Genomic DNA, 17674 nt, shown 5'->3' with positions numbered 1-17674 from the left:
GCAAAACTGAAAACAGTTTCGTTCCGCTTTTTTCTATCAAAGTTAGTGACTACTTCATCGTATACTCTGATAAGAATGATTTCTAGTAAAATATACTTGGTTTGAAAAACTTTGTCAACGTGATTTATTCAAAAAGTAATGGAATCAATAATATTTTTTAGCAGGTTCAACTACTAAGTAACGATAAGGTTCCTCACCTTCCGAATGTGTTTTTACATGTTCATCTTTACTTAATGCAGCATGGATTTGTTTACGTTCAAAGGCAGGCATTGGTTCTAAGAAAACAGGCTGTCCTGTCCGTTTTACTTTTTCAGCCGTGCGATCAGCTAAACGCTGAATGATCTCTTGACGCTTTTCACGATAATTGCCTACATTGACCACTACAGATAGCTTATTTCTTGCTAAACGATGGATGAAGACTTGTGCCAGATATTGCAATGCATTCAGCGTTTTTCCATGTTTCCCAATCAGTAACCCTTGCTTTTGTGTTTCTAAATGGAAAACGACCATATTATTGGATTCTCTTTCCATTTTGACAAGAGCTGGAGCATCAAGCTGTTTTGAAATTTCAGTAAGATAGACTGCCAATTCCGTTAAAGCTGCTTCATCACCTAGCTCACTTACTTCTTCTGTTTTTTCTTCAAGAATCGTTTCGTTGACTACCTCGATCTCAGCTGTTGGTTCTTCTTCTAAAATCTCTTCTACCGTCTGTTCTACTGTTTCAGAAATTTTTTCACTGATACTTGGCTGGATCGAAAGCCGTGCATTTTTTCGGCCCATTCCTAGGAAACCTTTTTTTCCTTCTTCCAGTATTTCGATTTCAACTTGGTCTTTGGCCAAACCCAAATCAGCTAGACCTAGTTGGACAGCTTCATCTATTGTTGCAGCTTCATAAATCGGCATTAGCATTCCCTCCCCTATTATTTCCGTTTTTTCTTAGGACTCATTGCTTTCTTCAACGCACGTTCTCTTTCGCGGATTTTACGTGCTTCTTCTTCCCGTTCTTTTCGAATTTTGAAAGGATTGTTGATCAGCAGCGTTTGTACAACTTGGAAGGCATTGGAAACCACCCAGTATAATGAAAGACCGCTGGCTAAATTGACACCCATCACTAAAATCATTACAGGCATCACGAAATTCATGATCTTCATTGATGCATTCGATTCAATTTGACTCATGCTAGATAAATACGTACTTGCAAAAGTAAAGATTGCTGCTAGAATCGGCAAGATAAATGTTGGATCCGCGTTCCCTAAGTTCAACCATAAGAAATGGCCTTGTTTCAACTCAGGTACACGGGAAATAGATTGCCATAACGCCATCAAGATTGGCATTTGTACCAATAAAGGAAGACAACCAGCATATGGATTGACTCCATTTTCCGCATATAAACGCTGTTGCTCTTCTCTTAATTTACTTTGTGTTTCTGGGTCTCTTGAACTATATTGTTGTTGCAGTGCTTTTAATTTCGGTTGTAATTCTTGTGTCTTACGCATGCTCTTTGTTTGGAAATGCATCAGCGGCAACAAGATCACACGGATGATTAATGTAAATAAAATGATCCCTATTCCTGCATTACCAAATGACAACGCCTTGATTGCCTCAGCAAAGTAATAAACAATATAACGATCCCAAATTCCTGTACTTTGTGCGCTGACTTCCCCAGTTCCGCAACCGGATAAGACGATGACCAAACTAACGATACCGGCCATCAAAAGTAAACGTTTGTATTTCTTCACTTACTCTTTTCCTCTCTGTCGATTATTTTTGCAAGTTTTAAGACGTGGACTAAATTGGAGCGAACCTCATCATAAGTCAGCCCCTTCACACTTGGTCTAGCAATCACAATAAAATCCAACTCCGGATCAATCTCTTCTTTTATAGAATAAACTGCTGCTCGGATTTTTCGTTTGACTTCATTGCGGCTTACCGCGTTGCCGACCTTTTTTCCTACAGATAAACCAACTCGAAAATGAGGCTGTCCCGGTTTTTTCAAACGGTAAACGACGAATTTGCGGTTAGCAAAAGAATCTCCCGTATGAAACACGGCTTGAAACTCTCGTTCTTTTTTTACTCGATACGCTTTTCTCATTAGTTTTCTTTCCTTTTCTATCTCTCACTTACGCTCATAATCATACCATAATTACGATTGTCCTTTCATCATTTCCCTAAAAAAGAGTATAAAAAAAACCACTGAAACCCCAGTGGCCTAAGCTGAAAGAACTTTTCTTCCTTTACGACGACGGCTAGCTAACACACGACGTCCATTTTTAGTACTCATACGTTTACGGAATCCGTGAACTTTTTGACGTTTACGTTTATTTGGTTGGTATGTTCTTTTCATATATTCCACCTCCAAAATGTTCTTATCTATTTTATAAACACAGACATACTTTGATAGTATAACGACAAAGTAGTGATTTTGTCAATATAAAATAGAAGATCGATTGTCAAAACTTATCCACAAGATTATTTTTTTCTATGGGAATCCCATGTGGAAAAAGTTATGCACAGGAATTATCCACAAATAATAACGAGGCACTTTTACACAGAAAACACACGTGTAAAAAAAGTAATCCACAACCAAGCATTTTCCTGTGCATTTCGTCCCTAAACTATTGATAAATATACATTTGTTATCCACAGGTATAGGAGGAAATCTAGTGGTTTTTACAAGTTGTCCACCTGTGCATTAGTGGTGTGGAAAACTTTTTTTGACAGCTGTGTTTTTCTCTTTTTTTTATTTGTCGATTATGTGGATAATTGTAATTAAAAAATTTTTTTCTTCGGTTTCTGTGGAAAACTATTGAAAAAAATGCTAAATTAGTACTAGTTATTCACTTTTTAATGAAGGAGGAGGCCTTATATGGTATCCCTCGATGCTTTATGGAATGAATTAAAAGCAACATACCAAAAGGATTTATCGCCTGCTAGCTATAATACATGGATTGAAACAGCGAACCCTCGAACTCTTGAACAAAACCAGCTCGTTGTTGAGGTTCCTAGCAAGATTCATAAAGAATATTGGGAAAAAAACCTGGCAACAAAAATCGTTGAAGTCGGTTATATGTTATCAGGAAATGAGATTATCCCTCGCTTTATTACTGGCGAAGAAGCAGAGCAAGAAGAAGTTGTAGAAGAAAAAAATCCAAAAGTTGCGGCACCTAGTCCGCTAAAAAAAGCCATGCTGAATCCTAAATATACCTTTGATACGTTTGTCATTGGTAAAGGAAACCAGATGGCTCATGCAGCAGCGCTCGTTGTAGCAGAAGATCCAGGTTCTATTTATAACCCGCTCTTCTTTTATGGAGGCGTAGGACTTGGTAAGACTCACTTGATGCATGCAATCGGTCATCAAATGCTACAAAGTCAGCCTAATGCCAAAGTAAAATATGTAAGCAGTGAAACTTTTGCTAATGATTTCATCAATTCGATCCAAAACAAAACAGCAGAAGAATTCCGTCAAGAATATCGAAATGTTGATTTACTATTAGTAGATGATATTCAATTTTTCGCAGAAAAAGAAGCTACGCAAGAGGAGTTTTTCCATACTTTCAATGCCTTGTACAATGAAGGTAAACAAATCGTTCTAACCAGTGATCGGTTGCCAAACGAGATTCCGAAACTACAAGAACGCCTTGTTTCTCGCTTTGCATGGGGGCTATCTGTTGATATTACGCCACCGGATCTTGAAACAAGAACAGCGATTTTGCGTAAAAAAGCGGCAGCTGAACGTCTAGAGATCCCAGATGACACGCTGAGCTATATCGCAGGACAAATTGATTCTAATATTCGTGAATTAGAAGGGGCACTTGTTCGAGTACAGGCTTTTGCTGCAATGAATAGTGAAGATATTTCGACTAGTCTAGCTGCAGATGCGCTGAAAACGTTAAAATCAGGAAAAGGACATCCTCAATTGTCGATTTTGCAGATCCAAGAAGAAGTGGCAAAGTATTATCACATCCAATTGAAAGATCTCAAAGGAAAGAAACGCGTCAAATCTATTGTTGTTCCTAGACAAATCGCTATGTACTTGGCACGTGAGCTCACAGATAATTCTTTACCGAAAATTGGAGCTGAATTCGGCGGCAAGGATCATACAACGGTTATTCATGCCCATGAGAAAATCCAGCAGCTGATGGATTCTAGTGTCAGCATGCAAAATGAAGTATCAGAAATCAAAAACTTTTTACTAAATTAATTTGTCGATTCTACCAACTGAAAATAGCATGTGGATAAAAGAAAAAAACAAGCAAAAGTTATACACACTTTTTCCACAGCTGTTTTTTCGTTTCTCTCTTACGTTTTTTGAGTTTTCCACAGAATCAACATGCCCTATTACTTTTATTATTCTTTTTAACTAATAATAAATAAACAAACATTCAAAGGAGATACATCATGAAAGTTACTTTAAACCGAGCTAGCTTTATGCAGGAATTGCAAACTGTTCAACGAGCTATTTCAAGCAAAACCACTATCCCTATTTTGACAGGTGTAAAAATCACACTGACACAAGAAGGTTTGACTTTGACGGGGAGCAACGCTGATATATCAATTGAAACTTTTTTGTCTGTTGAAAACGAAAAAGCAAATATGCAAATCGAATCTACCGGATCAATTGTTTTACAAGCTCGTTTCTTTAGCGAAATCATTCGAAGACTTCCTGAAGAAACATTTACTTTAGAAGTATTAGAAAATAAACAAGTAGCGATCACTTCTGGAAAAGCGAATTTTATCGTGAATGGATTAGATGCAGATAATTATCCTCATCTTCCTGTTGTCGAAAGTCATAACCAGATGAAATTACCAGTACACGTATTGACTAAACTAATCAACGAAACAGTTTTTGCTGTGTCGCAGCATGAGAGTCGTCCGATCTTGACCGGTGTGCATTTTATTTTATCTGATCATTCTTTATTGGCTGTAGCTACTGACTCTCACCGTCTAAGTCAACGGGTGATCCCAGTAGAACAAACGGCTGATCATTTTGATATTGTTATTCCTGGGAAAAGTTTGATCGAATTGTCTCGCTCGCTGACAAATGAAGAAGAAATCGTCGAAATCAGCATTATGGAAAACCAAGTCTTGTTCAAAACGGAAACAATGTATTTCTATTCCCGCTTGTTAGAAGGAAACTATCCTGATACCAATCGTTTGATCCCATCAAGCTTTAATACAGAGGTCGAATTTTCTGTTCCTAGTTTTCTAGCGGCAATCGAACGTGCTTCTTTACTTTCTCATGAAGGTCGCAACAATATCGTTCGTCTATCCATTCGTCCAGATGCGGTTGTTTTATACGGAAATTCTCCAGAAATCGGGAAAGTAGAAGAAAGCTTGAGCTATACAGCAAGCAGTGGCGATCCATTGGAGATTTCTTTCAATCCGGATTATATGAAAGCAGCGTTGCGTGCATTTGGAGATATGAGTATCAAAGTAAAATTTATTTCCGCTATTCGACCATTCACGTTGGAACCAACGGAAGATGGCGTTCAATTTATCCAATTGATTACTCCTGTACGTACAAATTAACAAAGATTTTCATAGATATTGAAAATTTAATTGAAAAGAATTAGAAAAAATAAAATTTAAACAGAAGGCCCTAAAATCTCTTTTAAGGCTTTCTGTTTATTTTTGTTTAAATCACCTTTTTTAGATTAAATCGTCTTATATGGAAAAATATATGGATAAATTTGTTTTATTGCGGAAAAAAAGGTATAATAGAGTATACTTTTAATAATGAAAATGAGGGATGGACATTGAAACAACAAGTCATTCTAAATACGGAATTCATGACGTTGGGTCAAATGCTGAAAGAAGCCACCGTTATCGGTAGTGGCGGACAAGCAAAATGGTATTTGGCAGAAAACACTGTGTTAGTCGATGGCGAGCCGGAAAATCGTCGTGGACGCAAGCTTTATCCCGGTATGATGGTTGAAGTTCCAGAAGTAGGAACTTTTTTTATGGTAAAAAAAGGAAACGACGATAATGAGGCTGAATAAGCTGTATTTAAAAAATTATCGAAATTACGAAGAGCTGAACATCGAATTTTCCAAGAATCTGGTCATTTTTTTAGGTGAAAATGCGCAGGGAAAAACGAATCTTTTGGAAAGTATCTATGTATTGGCTATGACGCGAAGCCATCGGACAAGTAGTGAGCAGGAATTGATTGGTTGGAATGACGATCAGGCAATGATCCAAGGAGAGATCACAAAAGGTTCATCCACTCTCCCATTAGAAATCTTATTATCTAAAAAAGGCCGAAAAACCAAGATCAACCATATCGAACAAAAAAAGTTAAGTACTTACGTGGGACAAATGAATGTCATTTTATTTGCACCAGAGGATCTTTCGTTAGTAAAAGGCAGCCCGCAGATCAGGCGGAAATTTTTAGATATGGAATTAGGTCAGATCAATCCAATTTATCTTTATGATCTTGTCCAATACCAAGCGATTTTGAAGCAAAGAAACCAGTATTTGAAGCAATTGAATGAAAAAAAACAAACTGATTTGCTTTATTTGGATATTTTGTCCGAACAACTAGCAGCGTTTGGCAGCAAAGTATTGAAAGCAAGAGCACAGTTCATCAAGCGATTGGAGTTTTGGGCTAATTCTTTACATCAGCAAATCACACATCACAAAGAGCAGCTGGAAATCGAGTATCTCACCGCAGTCGATTCTTTAGAAACACATACGCAAGAACAAATCCAAGAACAATTTCTCGCACTTTTGAATCAAAACAAAAAGAAAGACCTTTTTCGGGGAACGACGACAGTTGGTCCTCATCGTGACGATCTTTCCTTTTTTATTAATCAGAAAAACGTGCAGACTTATGGATCGCAAGGACAGCAAAGAACGACTGCTCTAAGTGTCAAATTAGCAGAAATTGATTTGATTAAAGAAGAGACAGGGGAGTATCCGATCCTCTTATTAGATGATGTGATGAGCGAGCTGGATGATAATCGTCAGCTCCATCTGCTGGAAACAATTGAAGGAAAAGTTCAAACGTTCTTAACAACGACGACACTTGACCATGTAAAAAATAAAATGACTGTTGAACCTGAGATTTTTTATGTTCGACAAGGGAAACTAAAAGGAGAAGAAACTGAATGACAGAAGAAAGAAGTTTAGTAGAACGCGCTAAAGAATATGATGCCAGTCAGATTCAAGTACTTGAAGGACTTGAAGCCGTTCGTAAACGACCTGGTATGTATATCGGTTCGACTAGTTCTGAAGGTCTGCATCACCTTGTTTGGGAAATCGTCGATAATTCGATCGATGAAGTATTAGCAGGTTTTGCAACGAAAATCCATGTGATTATAGAAAAAGACAATAGTATCACTGTTATTGACGATGGACGGGGGATACCCGTGGATATCCAAGCAAAAACCGGACGTCCTGCAGTTGAAACGGTCTTTACTGTTTTACATGCTGGAGGAAAATTCGGCGGTGGCGGATACAAAGTTTCCGGTGGACTTCATGGAGTAGGATCTTCCGTCGTAAACGCACTTTCTACGCAACTTGATGTCAAAGTATACAAAGAAGGAAATGTGTACTATCAAGAGTATCGTCGTGGAGCTGTAGTGGACGACTTAAAGATCATTGAACAAACGGATCGCCATGGAACAACGGTTCATTTTACGCCAGATCCTGAAATTTTTACAGAGACAACTGAGTTTGATTTTTCAAAATTGGCTACCCGTATCCGTGAACTAGCTTTCTTGAACCGCGGAATGCATATCTCGATTGAGGACAAACGAGAAGAAGAACCAGTCATCAATGAATACCATTACGATGGCGGGATCAAAAGTTATGTCGAATACTTGAATGCAAACAAAACCGTGATTTTCCCAGAACCTGTATATTTGGAAGGTGAGCAGCAAGATATCGCAGTTGAAGTCTCTATGCAATATACAGACGGCTACCATTCCAATATCATGAGTTTTGCCAACAATATCCATACGTATGAAGGCGGAACACATGAATCAGGATTCAAGACTGCTTTAACTCGTGTGATCAATGATTATGCCCGAAAACAAAAGCTGATGAAAGAAAATGATGACAACTTGACTGGTGAAGACGTGCGAGAAGGATTGACAGCTGTTATTTCTATCAAGCATCCTGACCCTCAATTCGAAGGACAAACAAAAACAAAATTGGGCAATTCCGAAGTACGGACAGTCACTGATCGGTTATTTAGCGAGCATTTCATGAAATTCTTGCTGGAAAACCCAAGTGTGGGCCGTCAAATCGTTGAAAAAGGATTATTAGCTTCCAGAGCTCGTCTAGCAGCGAAACGTGCGCGTGAAGTAACGAGACGTAAAGGTGCTTTAGAGATCAGTAATCTGCCAGGAAAATTAGCAGACTGCTCTAGCAACGATCCTGAAAAATGCGAATTGTTCATCGTCGAAGGAGATTCGGCCGGCGGATCAGCTAAGCAAGGTCGTAATCGAGAATTTCAAGCCATCTTGCCTATTCGTGGGAAAATCTTGAATGTTGAAAAAGCAAGCATGGATAAGATCTTGGCAAATGAAGAGATCCGGTCTTTATTTACTGCTATGGGTACAGGGTTTGGAGAAGATTTCGATGTATCGAAAGCTCGTTATCATAAATTAGTGATCATGACTGATGCCGATGTCGATGGTGCGCATATCCGTACATTGCTGCTGACTCTTTTTTACCGTTACATGCGTCCAATTGTTGAAGCTGGTTATGTCTATATTGCTCAGCCACCTTTATACGGGGTAAAACAAGGGAAGAATATCACGTATGTACAACCAGGAAAGAATGCAGAAGAAGAATTGAAACAAGTCGTTGCTTCACTTCCTGCCTCACCAAAACCAAGTGTTCAGCGGTATAAAGGACTTGGAGAAATGGATGATCATCAACTATGGGAAACAACTATGGACCCAAGTAATCGAATGATGGCCCGCGTCAGCGTGGACGATGCTATTGCGGCAGACCAGATATTTGAAATGTTGATGGGGGATCGAGTAGAGCCTCGTCGTGCATTCATTGAGGAAAATGCACATTACGTGAAGAACTTAGATATTTAATCATGAAGGAGGAAAAAGAATGAGTGAAGAAATCAGAGAAAACATCCATGATGTCAATCTAACCAGCGAAATGAAAGACTCCTTCATCGATTATGCGATGAGTGTTATTGTCGCACGTGCACTGCCTGATGTCAGAGATGGTCTGAAACCCGTTCATCGCCGTATTTTATACGGCATGAACGAATTAGGTGTGACACCGGATAAAGCCCATAAAAAATCTGCCAGAATCGTCGGAGATGTCATGGGTAAATACCATCCTCATGGGGATAGTGCAATCTATGAGTCAATGGTACGGATGGCGCAGCCATTTAGCTACCGTTATATGCTAGTGGATGGTCATGGAAACTTTGGTTCTGTTGACGGTGACGGTGCCGCTGCTATGCGTTATACCGAAGCACGGATGAGTAAAATCGCTACAGAAATGCTGCGTGATATCAATAAGAATACTGTTGATTTCCAAAGCAACTATGATGACACAGAAAAAGAACCCGTTGTATTACCTGCTCGCTTCCCTAATCTTTTGGTGAACGGAACGACGGGGATCGCCGTTGGTATGGCAACGAATATCCCGCCTCATAATTTGTCTGAGGTAGTAGCGGCTATCGATTTGCTGATGGATAATCCTGATGTGACGACCAATGAATTGATGGAAGTATTACCTGGACCAGATTTTCCAACAGGTGGTTTAGTCATGGGAAAATCAGGAATCCGAAGAGCGTATGAAACAGGTAAAGGTTCTATTACCGTACGTGCAAAAGTTGAGATCACTGAGATGCCAAATGGCAAAGAACGGATCCTCGTGACGGAATTACCTTATATGGTCAATAAAGCAAAATTGATTGAACGGATTTCTGAGTTGCACAGAGACAAGCGTATCGAAGGAATCACGGATTTGCGGGATGAATCTTCCCGTGAAGGCATGCGAATTGTCATTGACATTCGTCGTGACGCTAGCGCATCAGTTATTTTGAATAACTTATACAAATTGACATCCTTGCAGAATTCATTTGGATTCAATATGTTGGCAATCGAAAAAGGCGTGCCGAAAGTTTTAAGTTTGAAACAAATCCTTGAAAACTATATCGAACATCAACGCGAAGTCATCACACGACGGACGGTCTTTGAAAAAGAAAAAGCAGAAGCAAGAGCACACATCTTAGAAGGTTTGCGTATTGCTTTGGATCATATCGATGAAATCATTGCGATTATCCGCGGGTCTAAATCAGATGACGAAGCAAAAGCAACAATGATCGAACGGTTCGATTTATCCGATCGCCAATCTCAAGCTATCTTAGATATGCGTTTGCGTCGATTGACCGGTTTGGAACGGGAAAAAATCGAAAATGAATATCAAGAACTATTGAAACTGATTGAAGATTTGACTGACATTCTGGCAAGACCCGAACGTGTCACAGAAATCATCAAGAATGAATTAGCAGACTTGAATCAACGATTTGGTGATAAACGACGCACAGAATTACTAGTCGGTGAGGTCTTAAGTCTAGAAGATGAAGATTTGATCGAAGAAGAAGAAATCGTTATTACATTGACAAACAATGGTTATATCAAACGTTTGGCAAATAATGAATTCAGAGCTCAACGAAGAGGCGGGCGTGGTGTCCAAGGAATGGGTATCCACAATGACGACTTCGTCAAGAATCTAGTTTCTTGTTCTACCCATGATACATTGTTATTCTTTACGAATAACGGAAAAGTGTATCGGGCAAAAGGATACGAAATTCCAGAATACGGACGTACAGCCAAAGGAATCCCAATCATCAATTTGCTGGGTATCGACTCGAGTGAAAGCATCCAAGCAATTATTGCGGTGACGGGAGAAGCAGAAGAAGGCCACTATCTCTTCTTTACGACGCGTCAAGGTACAGTTAAACGTACGTCTGTCACTGCTTTCGCTAACATCCGAAGCAATGGTCTGATTGCAATTGGTTTGAAAGAAGATGACGAATTAGTCAATGTTCTATTGACAGATGGACAGTCAAATATCATCATTGGCACACATAACGGCTACTCTGTGACCTTCAAAGAAGAAGCAGTCCGCGATATGGGACGTACAGCTTCCGGTGTCAGAGGGATACGCCTGCGTGAGGAAGATTACGTCGTTGGGGCAGCCCTGATGAAGGAAGACCAAGAAGTACTAGTGATTACAGAAAAAGGTTACGGAAAACGGACCAAAGTATCGGAATATCCAGTGAAAGGCCGTGGAGGTAAAGGAATCAAAACGGCGAATATCACTGAAAAAAATGGTCCACTAGCCGGATTGACCACTGTTTCTGGAGATGAAGACATCATGCTGATTACAGATAAAGGTGTGATTATCCGTTTCAACGTATCGACTGTTTCTCAAACTGGACGTTCAACATTGGGTGTACGTTTGATGAAGATGGAAGCTGACACGAAAGTCGTCACAATGGCAGCAGTCGAGCCAGAAGCGGTAGAACAAACAGTTGAAGAGCAAGCAACAGAAGAATAATCATAAAGATGAAGTGTTTAAGTTAGCAAAGAGGTTGTGACCGAAGTGGGCAACTTCAAGAAATAAGAAGGAATTTACGAAAATTGCTTTTCAAATTTTTGTGAAATTTCGGCTTATTTCCGAAGAAGTTACTTCTGGAACACCGTGTAGGAGGTTGTGAAAAAGCTGCTCTGCATCAAGCAGTAAGAACAATCAGATAAAAATAGCACTCCATATTTTTCATCTGATTGGGCTTAGTGCCGTAGATGCAAGCTTTTGAACACCGTTTAAGGAAGAGGTTGTAAAATCAGCGGTTTGTCCTGAGTATTAGAGAAACAAACGGAAAAATAGCTCCTCATATTTTGCCGTTTTTTGAGCTAATACCGAAGGTCAGCTGATTGAACACCGTTTACCAAGAGGTTGTGAGCCTGCCGTTTCACTCTGAGTCACAAGGAGCAATTTCAAAAAACAGCTTCTCATGTTTGTTGAATATTGTGACTTGTGACCGAGGAGTTGGCAAGAGAACACCGTTTATTCGAAAAAAGGGAACTGCGACAAGACTTTTGTCACAGTTCCCTTGCTCGCTTTTTTGATTAATTGAATTTCTCTTAAAATATTTGAAACTGTTTATTCTGTATTGCTTTTGACCAAAATAGAGTGTATAATCAAAGCTTGTGAGTAGTCTAATTAATTAGATAACTCTCCTTGCTCTTAGGAACCTAAGAGCCGAAAGTCCACAGGGAGGTGAATATCAATGGAAAACACGAAATATGAAATCATGTACATTATTCGTCCAAACATTGATGAAGAAGCAAAAACTGCTTTAATCGAACGTTTCGATGCAATCTTGAAAGATAACGGAGCAGAAGTTATCGAATCAAAAGATTGGGAAAAACGCCGTTTCGCTTATGAAATGAACGGTTACCGTGAAGGTATCTATCACATCGTTAAAGTATCTTCTCCATCATCAGCAAATGCTGTCAATGAATTTGACCGTCTTGCTAAAATCAACGACGACATCATTCGTCACATGATTGTTAAAGAAGAAGCTTAATTGTTGTTTCATGTGAAACAATAGAAAAACGATGAGAGGAGATGACTATTTTGATTAATAATGTTGTATTAGTTGGACGTCTGACGAAAGATCCAGATTTGCGTTACACAGCAAGTGGTACGGCAGTCGCAACATTTACTTTGGCTGTGAATCGTAATTTTACAAACCAAAGCGGCAATCGCGAGGCTGATTTTATCAACTGTGTGATTTGGCGCAAATCAGCAGAAACTTTAGCAAACTATGCTCGTAAAGGAACACTTTTAGGTGTTACTGGACGTATCCAAACTCGTTCTTATGATAATCAGCAAGGACAACGTGTATACGTGACAGAAGTAGTAGCTGACAACTTCCAATTGCTGGAAAGTCGTTCTGCATCTGAAAATCGCCAACAAAGCGGCGGATTCCAAAGTTCTGGTCAATCAGCTGGCGGATTTGGCGGAAACAATAACTCTAATCAAACATCTCAATCATCCAACGGTATGCCTGATTTCGACCGTGATACTTCTGACCCATTCGGATCAAGTTCAACGATCGACATTTCAGATGATGATTTACCATTCTAAACGAATTTGATAGGAGGGAAATAGAATGGCACAACAAAGAAGAGGCGGACGTAAACGTCGTAAAGTAGACTACATTGCTGCTAACCATATTGAATATATCGATTATAAAGATATTGAATTACTAAAAAGATTTATTTCAGAACGCGGTAAAATCTTGCCACGTCGTGTAACTGGTACAGGCGCTAAAAACCAACGTAAAATTACTGTTGCAATCAAACGCGCACGTATCATGGGCTTGCTACCTTTCGTTAGCGAAGACTAATAAATCCGAGGAATTGAATGACTGATCCTTTTGATCAGCTATTCAATTCTTTTTTTTCTGTAAAAATAACCGATATACGTTTAGTCGCTTGAATGACGAAAGTTATGGTAAAATCAAGTTAGTCATATATGGGAGGAAAATTATGGAAAATAAAAACAATCATTTATCCCCAAAACCTCTCTTCCTTATTCTGTTTATACTAATCGAAGTATTGGTAGTCTTAATTTTACCATTTCGTTTTGTTAGCGCTTCGGTCATTCTTTTGATGAATTTATGGGGCGTTCGCTATTGGTTGAAAATGAAACGCTGGCTTACTTTAAATAAACGTGAAAAAATTCAGCAAGCTTCGACCGTAGCCGAAACAAATCTGGCTTATGTCTCAGAAGTCATGCCTGTAGGAGTGATTGCTTATCAGCCATCAAGCCAAAAAATCGAATGGCTCAATCCTTTAGCATTGAAAGTCAAAGATCAAAGTGGATTAACAGAGGAAGAATTGTTAGATACTTTTTTTACTGCAAAAGAAAAAAAGAAAAACCAAGTCTATCTAGCAGATAAAACATTTCAGTTTGATATGGATACAGTAAAGGGTGTCGTTTATTTTAATGATATCACCCAAAACCAGTTATTGAAACTTCATCAGGCGAACAGTCAGCCAGTGATCGGTATTTTATCTATTGATAACTATGCAGATGCTATTGATAAATTGGATGACAAAGAGATTTCTTATTTGAACTCTTTCGTCACTACACTTGTTTCTGACTGGATGAATGAATACCATGTCTTTTTCAAAAGAATCAACGCAGAACGGTTTTTCTTCGTCGCGCAGATGATCGATTTGAAAAAGATGATGGATAAAAAATTTGATTTGTTGGATCGCTTTCGAGCAGAAGCTGAAAAACAGAGCTCGCCTATCACCTTGAGTATGGGGATTGCTTATGGCGCAAGATCCCTCGATGAAATCGGTGGAGAAGCTCAGAACAATTTAGATGTTGCTCTAGTTCGCGGAGGCGACCAAGTTGTCGTGAAAGAGGTAAAAGAAGGTGCGAAACCTGTTTATTATGGCGGTAAATCAGCTAAGAATGTCAAACGCACGCGTGTCCGTTCTCGAGCGATGAGTACCGCTTTGCGCCGGATTTTTGATGAAACAGGCGATGTGTTCATCATGGGACACAAATTTCCGGATATGGATGCTTTAGGCTCTGCTTTTGGTGTCAGTTGTCTTGCACGCTTCAACCAGAAAAAGGCTTATATCGTTATCAACGAGAACGAAATCATTCCAGATGTAGAACGTTGTCTCGAAGAAATCCATAAACATCCAGAATTAGAAATGCAATTGATCTCTCCAGAACGCGCCATAGAGCTGAAAAAAGATGAAGACCTCCTCGTGATGGTGGATTATCATAAACCTTCTCTATCGGTCTCTCAGAGCCTATATGAGCAATTTGATAAGATCGTGATCATTGATCATCACCGCCGAGGGGAAGAGTTTCCAAGCAAGCCTTTGCTGACTTATATCGAATCTTCAGCCTCTTCCGCTTCAGAGCTAGTTTCTGAGCTGATCCAATACCAAAGCAGCAAAACGAATCGCTTAGATCGCTTTGAGGCTACACTATTACTTGCAGGGATGGTTGTAGATACGAATAGTTTCAATGTTCGTACAACTGCACGAACTTTTGATGTTGCCAGCTATTTAAGGTCTTGTGGAGCAGACGCATCATTAGTACAATATTTATTGAGCTCGGACTTAGCGACATACTTGGAAATCAGTCATTTGATTGCTGGAAGCGAGTATGTGAATTCTGATATTGTTGTGGCGGCAGGAACAGATGAAAAAGAGTATAATAGTGTCATAGCGGCAAAAACAGCAGATACACTGCTTTCGATGATCAATATCAACGCAGCTTTCGTCATTACGAAGCGGACAGATGGATTGATTGGAATCAGTGCCAGAAGTACCGGTACGATCAATGTCCAAATCATCATGGAATCCTTAGGTGGTGGAGGACACTTCACAAATGCAGCTACTCAACTGGAAAATACGACAGTTGAAGAAACAAAACAGAAGCTTTTTGCTGCAATCAAAGAAAATATGAATCAAATATATGATAAGGAGTAATCCAAATGAAAGTAATTTTTTTACAAGACGTAAAAGGAAAAGGTAAAAAAGGGGACATCAAAGAAGTTCCAGCAGGTTATGCACAAAATTATCTAATCAAAAATAACTTGGCAAAAGAAGCAACGAAAAGTAGCATCAGTCAGTTAGCTGGACAGAAGAAAGCCCAAGAAAAACATGAAGCTGAAATCTTGGAAGAAGCTAAAAAATTAAAAGAATTCTTGGAAAAAGAAGATACGGTAGTCGAGTTAAAAGCAAAAGCAGGGGAAGACAGCCGTTTGTTTGGATCGATTCCTTCAAAACAAATTGCTGAAGGGCTAAACAAACAATACAAAATCAAATTAGATAAACGAAAAATCGAACTAGAAAACCCAATCCGTTCACTAGGTTACACAAACGTACCTGTGAAGTTGCATCATGAGGTGACGGCTACGATCAAAGTTCATGTCGTACAAGAATAACAAGTCTTGATAGTGATGTTCAGCTGGTAAGAATAACCAGAAGGAGAAAAGACAAACCGAAATTTATCTGAGAAAAGCAGCTGCAACAACAAAAGCACAAGCTGCATATCGATTTCAGATTGATTTCGGTTTCTTTTTTGAGAACAGTAAAATAGCATGAAGAAAACGAGTATAATAAAAGAGAGCTATTTTTTTATGATACTTTCGATGCGAATGATGACTTTTCCATCATTTTCTTGTAAAATGAAGCAATTGAAGACAAGGAGCGATACGTATGAATGAAGTGTGGCAGGATCGAATCCCACCGCAAAATATTGAAGCTGAACAAGCGGTTCTAGGCTCTGTTTTTCTTGATGCAGAAACGATCATTGATGCCATGGAGTACATAGAGCCAAAAGACTTTTATCGTCGCGGCCATCAAATTATTTTTGAGACAATGATCGAGTTGAACGATCGTAATGAAGCGATTGACGTTGTTACTGTTAAAGACCGGCTAGAACAAGCAAATTTGTTAGAAGATGCCGGTGGTTTAAGTTACCTATCAGATTTGGCTTTAGCAGTTCCGACAGCAGCAAATATCGTCTACTATGCGAAAATCGTTGAAGAAAAATCATTATTGCGTACATTGATTCAGACAGCAACAGGGATCGTTACAAAAGGATTCGAGCAAGGAGAAGAAGTTCAGACGATCTTAGATGATGCAGAACGCAGTATCTTGGAGGTTTCGGAAAAAAGAAATCGAAGCGGCTTTTTATCCATTGCTGAAGTACTGAACTCAACGATTGAAAATATCGATCGACTAGCTCAAAATAATGAAGAAATCACAGGCCTACCAACTGGCTATCAAGGTCTGGACAAAATGACAGCAGGTTTCCAGCCCGAAGAACTAATCATTCTGGCTGCTCGTCCGGCGGTAGGTAAAACTGCTTTCGCATTGAATATTGCTCAAAATGTAGGAACCAAAACAGATCGTTCTGTTGCGATATTCAGTCTGGAAATGGGGGCGGAATCTCTTGTAAATCGGATGCTTTGTGCAGAAGGTTCGATTGAAGCCAGCCATTTGCGTACAGGTCAGCTTTCGGAAGAAGAATGGTCGAATCTGATCGTTGCGATGGGAAGTCTTTCTCGAGCAAATATTTTCATCGACGATACACCAGGGATCAAGATCTCTGAGATCCGCGCGAAATGTCGGAAACTAGCGCAAGAAAAAGGCAACCTGGGCTTGATATTGATCGATTATTTGCAGTTGATTGAAGGTAACGGTAAAGAGAACCGTCAACAAGAAGTATCAGATATCTCCCGCCAACTGAAAAAACTGGCAAAAGAACTGAAAGTACCTGTCATTGCTCTTTCGCAGTTGTCTCGTGGAGTAGAACAGCGACAAGACAAACGTCCAGTACTAAGTGATATTCGTGAATCCGGATCAATCGAACAAGATGCGGACATCGTAGCCTTCTTGTATCGGGATGATTATTATGAAAGAGAAGGCGGAGATGACGATGATGGAAATGAGCCAAAAAATGACAACGTCATCGAAGTCATCATCGAGAAGAACCGAAGTGGTGCGCGAGGAACAGTTGAACTGCTGTTTATCAAAGAATACAATAAATTTTCGTCGCTTTCGCCAAGAGAAGAATTTTAAAGAAGAGGTTGTGAAAGCAGCGTTCAGCCTTGCGCAATGACCAAGAGCACTCGTAT

The 17674-nt window shown here is 39.4% G+C and carries 16 protein-coding genes; 12 read left to right on the top strand and 4 right to left on the bottom strand.

What is annotated here, in order from left to right; genetic code table 11:
- Window positions 1-144: 144 nt before the first annotated feature.
- The 4 genes from jag to rpmH all read right to left on the bottom strand — a co-directional run bounded on the left by jag (window position 145) and on the right by rpmH (window position 2344).
- Complete coding sequence (jag, locus tag A5816_RS10980) at window positions 145-903, bottom strand: RNA-binding cell elongation regulator Jag/EloR (protein ID WP_002293118.1); 759 nt, start codon at window positions 901-903, stop codon at window positions 145-147.
- 17 nt (window positions 904-920) lie between these two features.
- Entirely contained in the window at window positions 921-1739 is an 819-nt protein-coding gene (locus tag A5816_RS10975) for a YidC/Oxa1 family membrane protein insertase (protein WP_086311327.1), read from the bottom strand.
- Window positions 1736-2092 carry a ribonuclease P protein component gene (gene rnpA, locus A5816_RS10970; protein WP_002293120.1) on the bottom strand — a complete coding sequence of 119 codons (357 nt, stop codon included), beginning with the start codon at window positions 2090-2092 and terminating at the stop codon, window positions 1736-1738. Before rnpA ends, A5816_RS10975 begins: the two co-directional genes overlap by 4 nt.
- A gap of 117 nt (window positions 2093-2209) precedes the next feature.
- A complete protein-coding gene (rpmH, locus tag A5816_RS10965; protein ID WP_002293121.1) occupies window positions 2210-2344 on the bottom strand; it encodes a 50S ribosomal protein L34 in 135 nt (44 codons plus the stop codon).
- Between the two features lie 522 nt (window positions 2345-2866).
- On the opposite strand from rpmH, the gene dnaA reads away from it, so the two are divergent.
- From dnaA to dnaB, 12 genes are all read left to right on the top strand, one after another.
- Window positions 2867-4201, top strand: a complete 1335-nt coding sequence (dnaA, locus tag A5816_RS10955; RefSeq protein WP_086311326.1) for a chromosomal replication initiator protein DnaA — start codon at window positions 2867-2869, stop codon at window positions 4199-4201.
- A gap of 197 nt (window positions 4202-4398) precedes the next feature.
- Window positions 4399-5529 carry a DNA polymerase III subunit beta gene (gene dnaN / locus A5816_RS10950; RefSeq protein WP_002293124.1) on the top strand — a complete coding sequence of 377 codons (1131 nt, stop codon included), beginning with the start codon at window positions 4399-4401 and terminating at the stop codon, window positions 5527-5529.
- A 227-nt stretch (window positions 5530-5756) separates the two neighbouring features.
- The gene (gene yaaA, locus A5816_RS10945) at window positions 5757-5999 is read left to right on the top strand and encodes a S4 domain-containing protein YaaA (protein ID WP_002293125.1); all 243 of its coding nucleotides are present in this window, start codon (window positions 5757-5759) and stop codon (window positions 5997-5999) included.
- Window positions 5986-7110, top strand: a complete 1125-nt coding sequence (gene recF, locus A5816_RS10940) for a DNA replication/repair protein RecF (protein WP_002293126.1) — start codon at window positions 5986-5988, stop codon at window positions 7108-7110. Before yaaA ends, recF begins: the two co-directional genes overlap by 14 nt.
- The gene (gyrB, locus tag A5816_RS10935; RefSeq protein ID WP_010731693.1) at window positions 7107-9053 is read left to right on the top strand and encodes a DNA topoisomerase (ATP-hydrolyzing) subunit B; all 1947 of its coding nucleotides are present in this window, start codon (window positions 7107-7109) and stop codon (window positions 9051-9053) included. The genes recF and gyrB overlap by 4 nt, the downstream gene beginning before the upstream one ends.
- A 19-nt stretch (window positions 9054-9072) precedes the next feature.
- Window positions 9073-11544, top strand: a complete 2472-nt coding sequence (gyrA, locus tag A5816_RS10930; protein ID WP_002309898.1) for a DNA gyrase subunit A — start codon at window positions 9073-9075, stop codon at window positions 11542-11544.
- A 733-nt stretch (window positions 11545-12277) separates the two neighbouring features.
- Entirely contained in the window at window positions 12278-12577 is a 300-nt protein-coding gene (gene rpsF, locus A5816_RS10920) for a 30S ribosomal protein S6 (RefSeq protein WP_002288366.1), read from the top strand.
- Between the two features lie 50 nt (window positions 12578-12627).
- Window positions 12628-13140: a single-stranded DNA-binding protein gene (gene ssb / locus A5816_RS10915; protein ID WP_002288368.1), complete on the top strand. Its 513-nt coding sequence runs from the start codon at window positions 12628-12630 to the stop codon at window positions 13138-13140.
- Window positions 13141-13165: 25 nt separating this feature from the next.
- Window positions 13166-13402: a 30S ribosomal protein S18 gene (rpsR, locus tag A5816_RS10910; protein ID WP_002288370.1), complete on the top strand. Its 237-nt coding sequence runs from the start codon at window positions 13166-13168 to the stop codon at window positions 13400-13402.
- A gap of 142 nt (window positions 13403-13544) precedes the next feature.
- The gene (locus tag A5816_RS10905) at window positions 13545-15518 is read left to right on the top strand and encodes a DHH family phosphoesterase (protein WP_086311324.1); all 1974 of its coding nucleotides are present in this window, start codon (window positions 13545-13547) and stop codon (window positions 15516-15518) included.
- A 5-nt stretch (window positions 15519-15523) separates the two neighbouring features.
- A complete protein-coding gene (gene rplI, locus A5816_RS10900; protein ID WP_002288372.1) occupies window positions 15524-15976 on the top strand; it encodes a 50S ribosomal protein L9 in 453 nt (150 codons plus the stop codon).
- Between the two features lie 274 nt (window positions 15977-16250).
- Window positions 16251-17618, top strand: coding sequence for a replicative DNA helicase (dnaB, locus tag A5816_RS10895; RefSeq protein WP_002288373.1), 1368 nt, complete (start codon window positions 16251-16253; stop codon window positions 17616-17618).
- Window positions 17619-17674 lie beyond the last annotated feature (56 nt).

It is taken from the genome of Enterococcus sp. 3G1_DIV0629, assembly GCF_002141285.1.
GTDB lineage: Bacteria > Bacillota > Bacilli > Lactobacillales > Enterococcaceae > Enterococcus_B > Enterococcus_B lactis.
The sequence above is the reverse complement of the archived record's forward strand: the minus strand, read 5'-3'. Positions and strand labels throughout refer to the sequence as shown.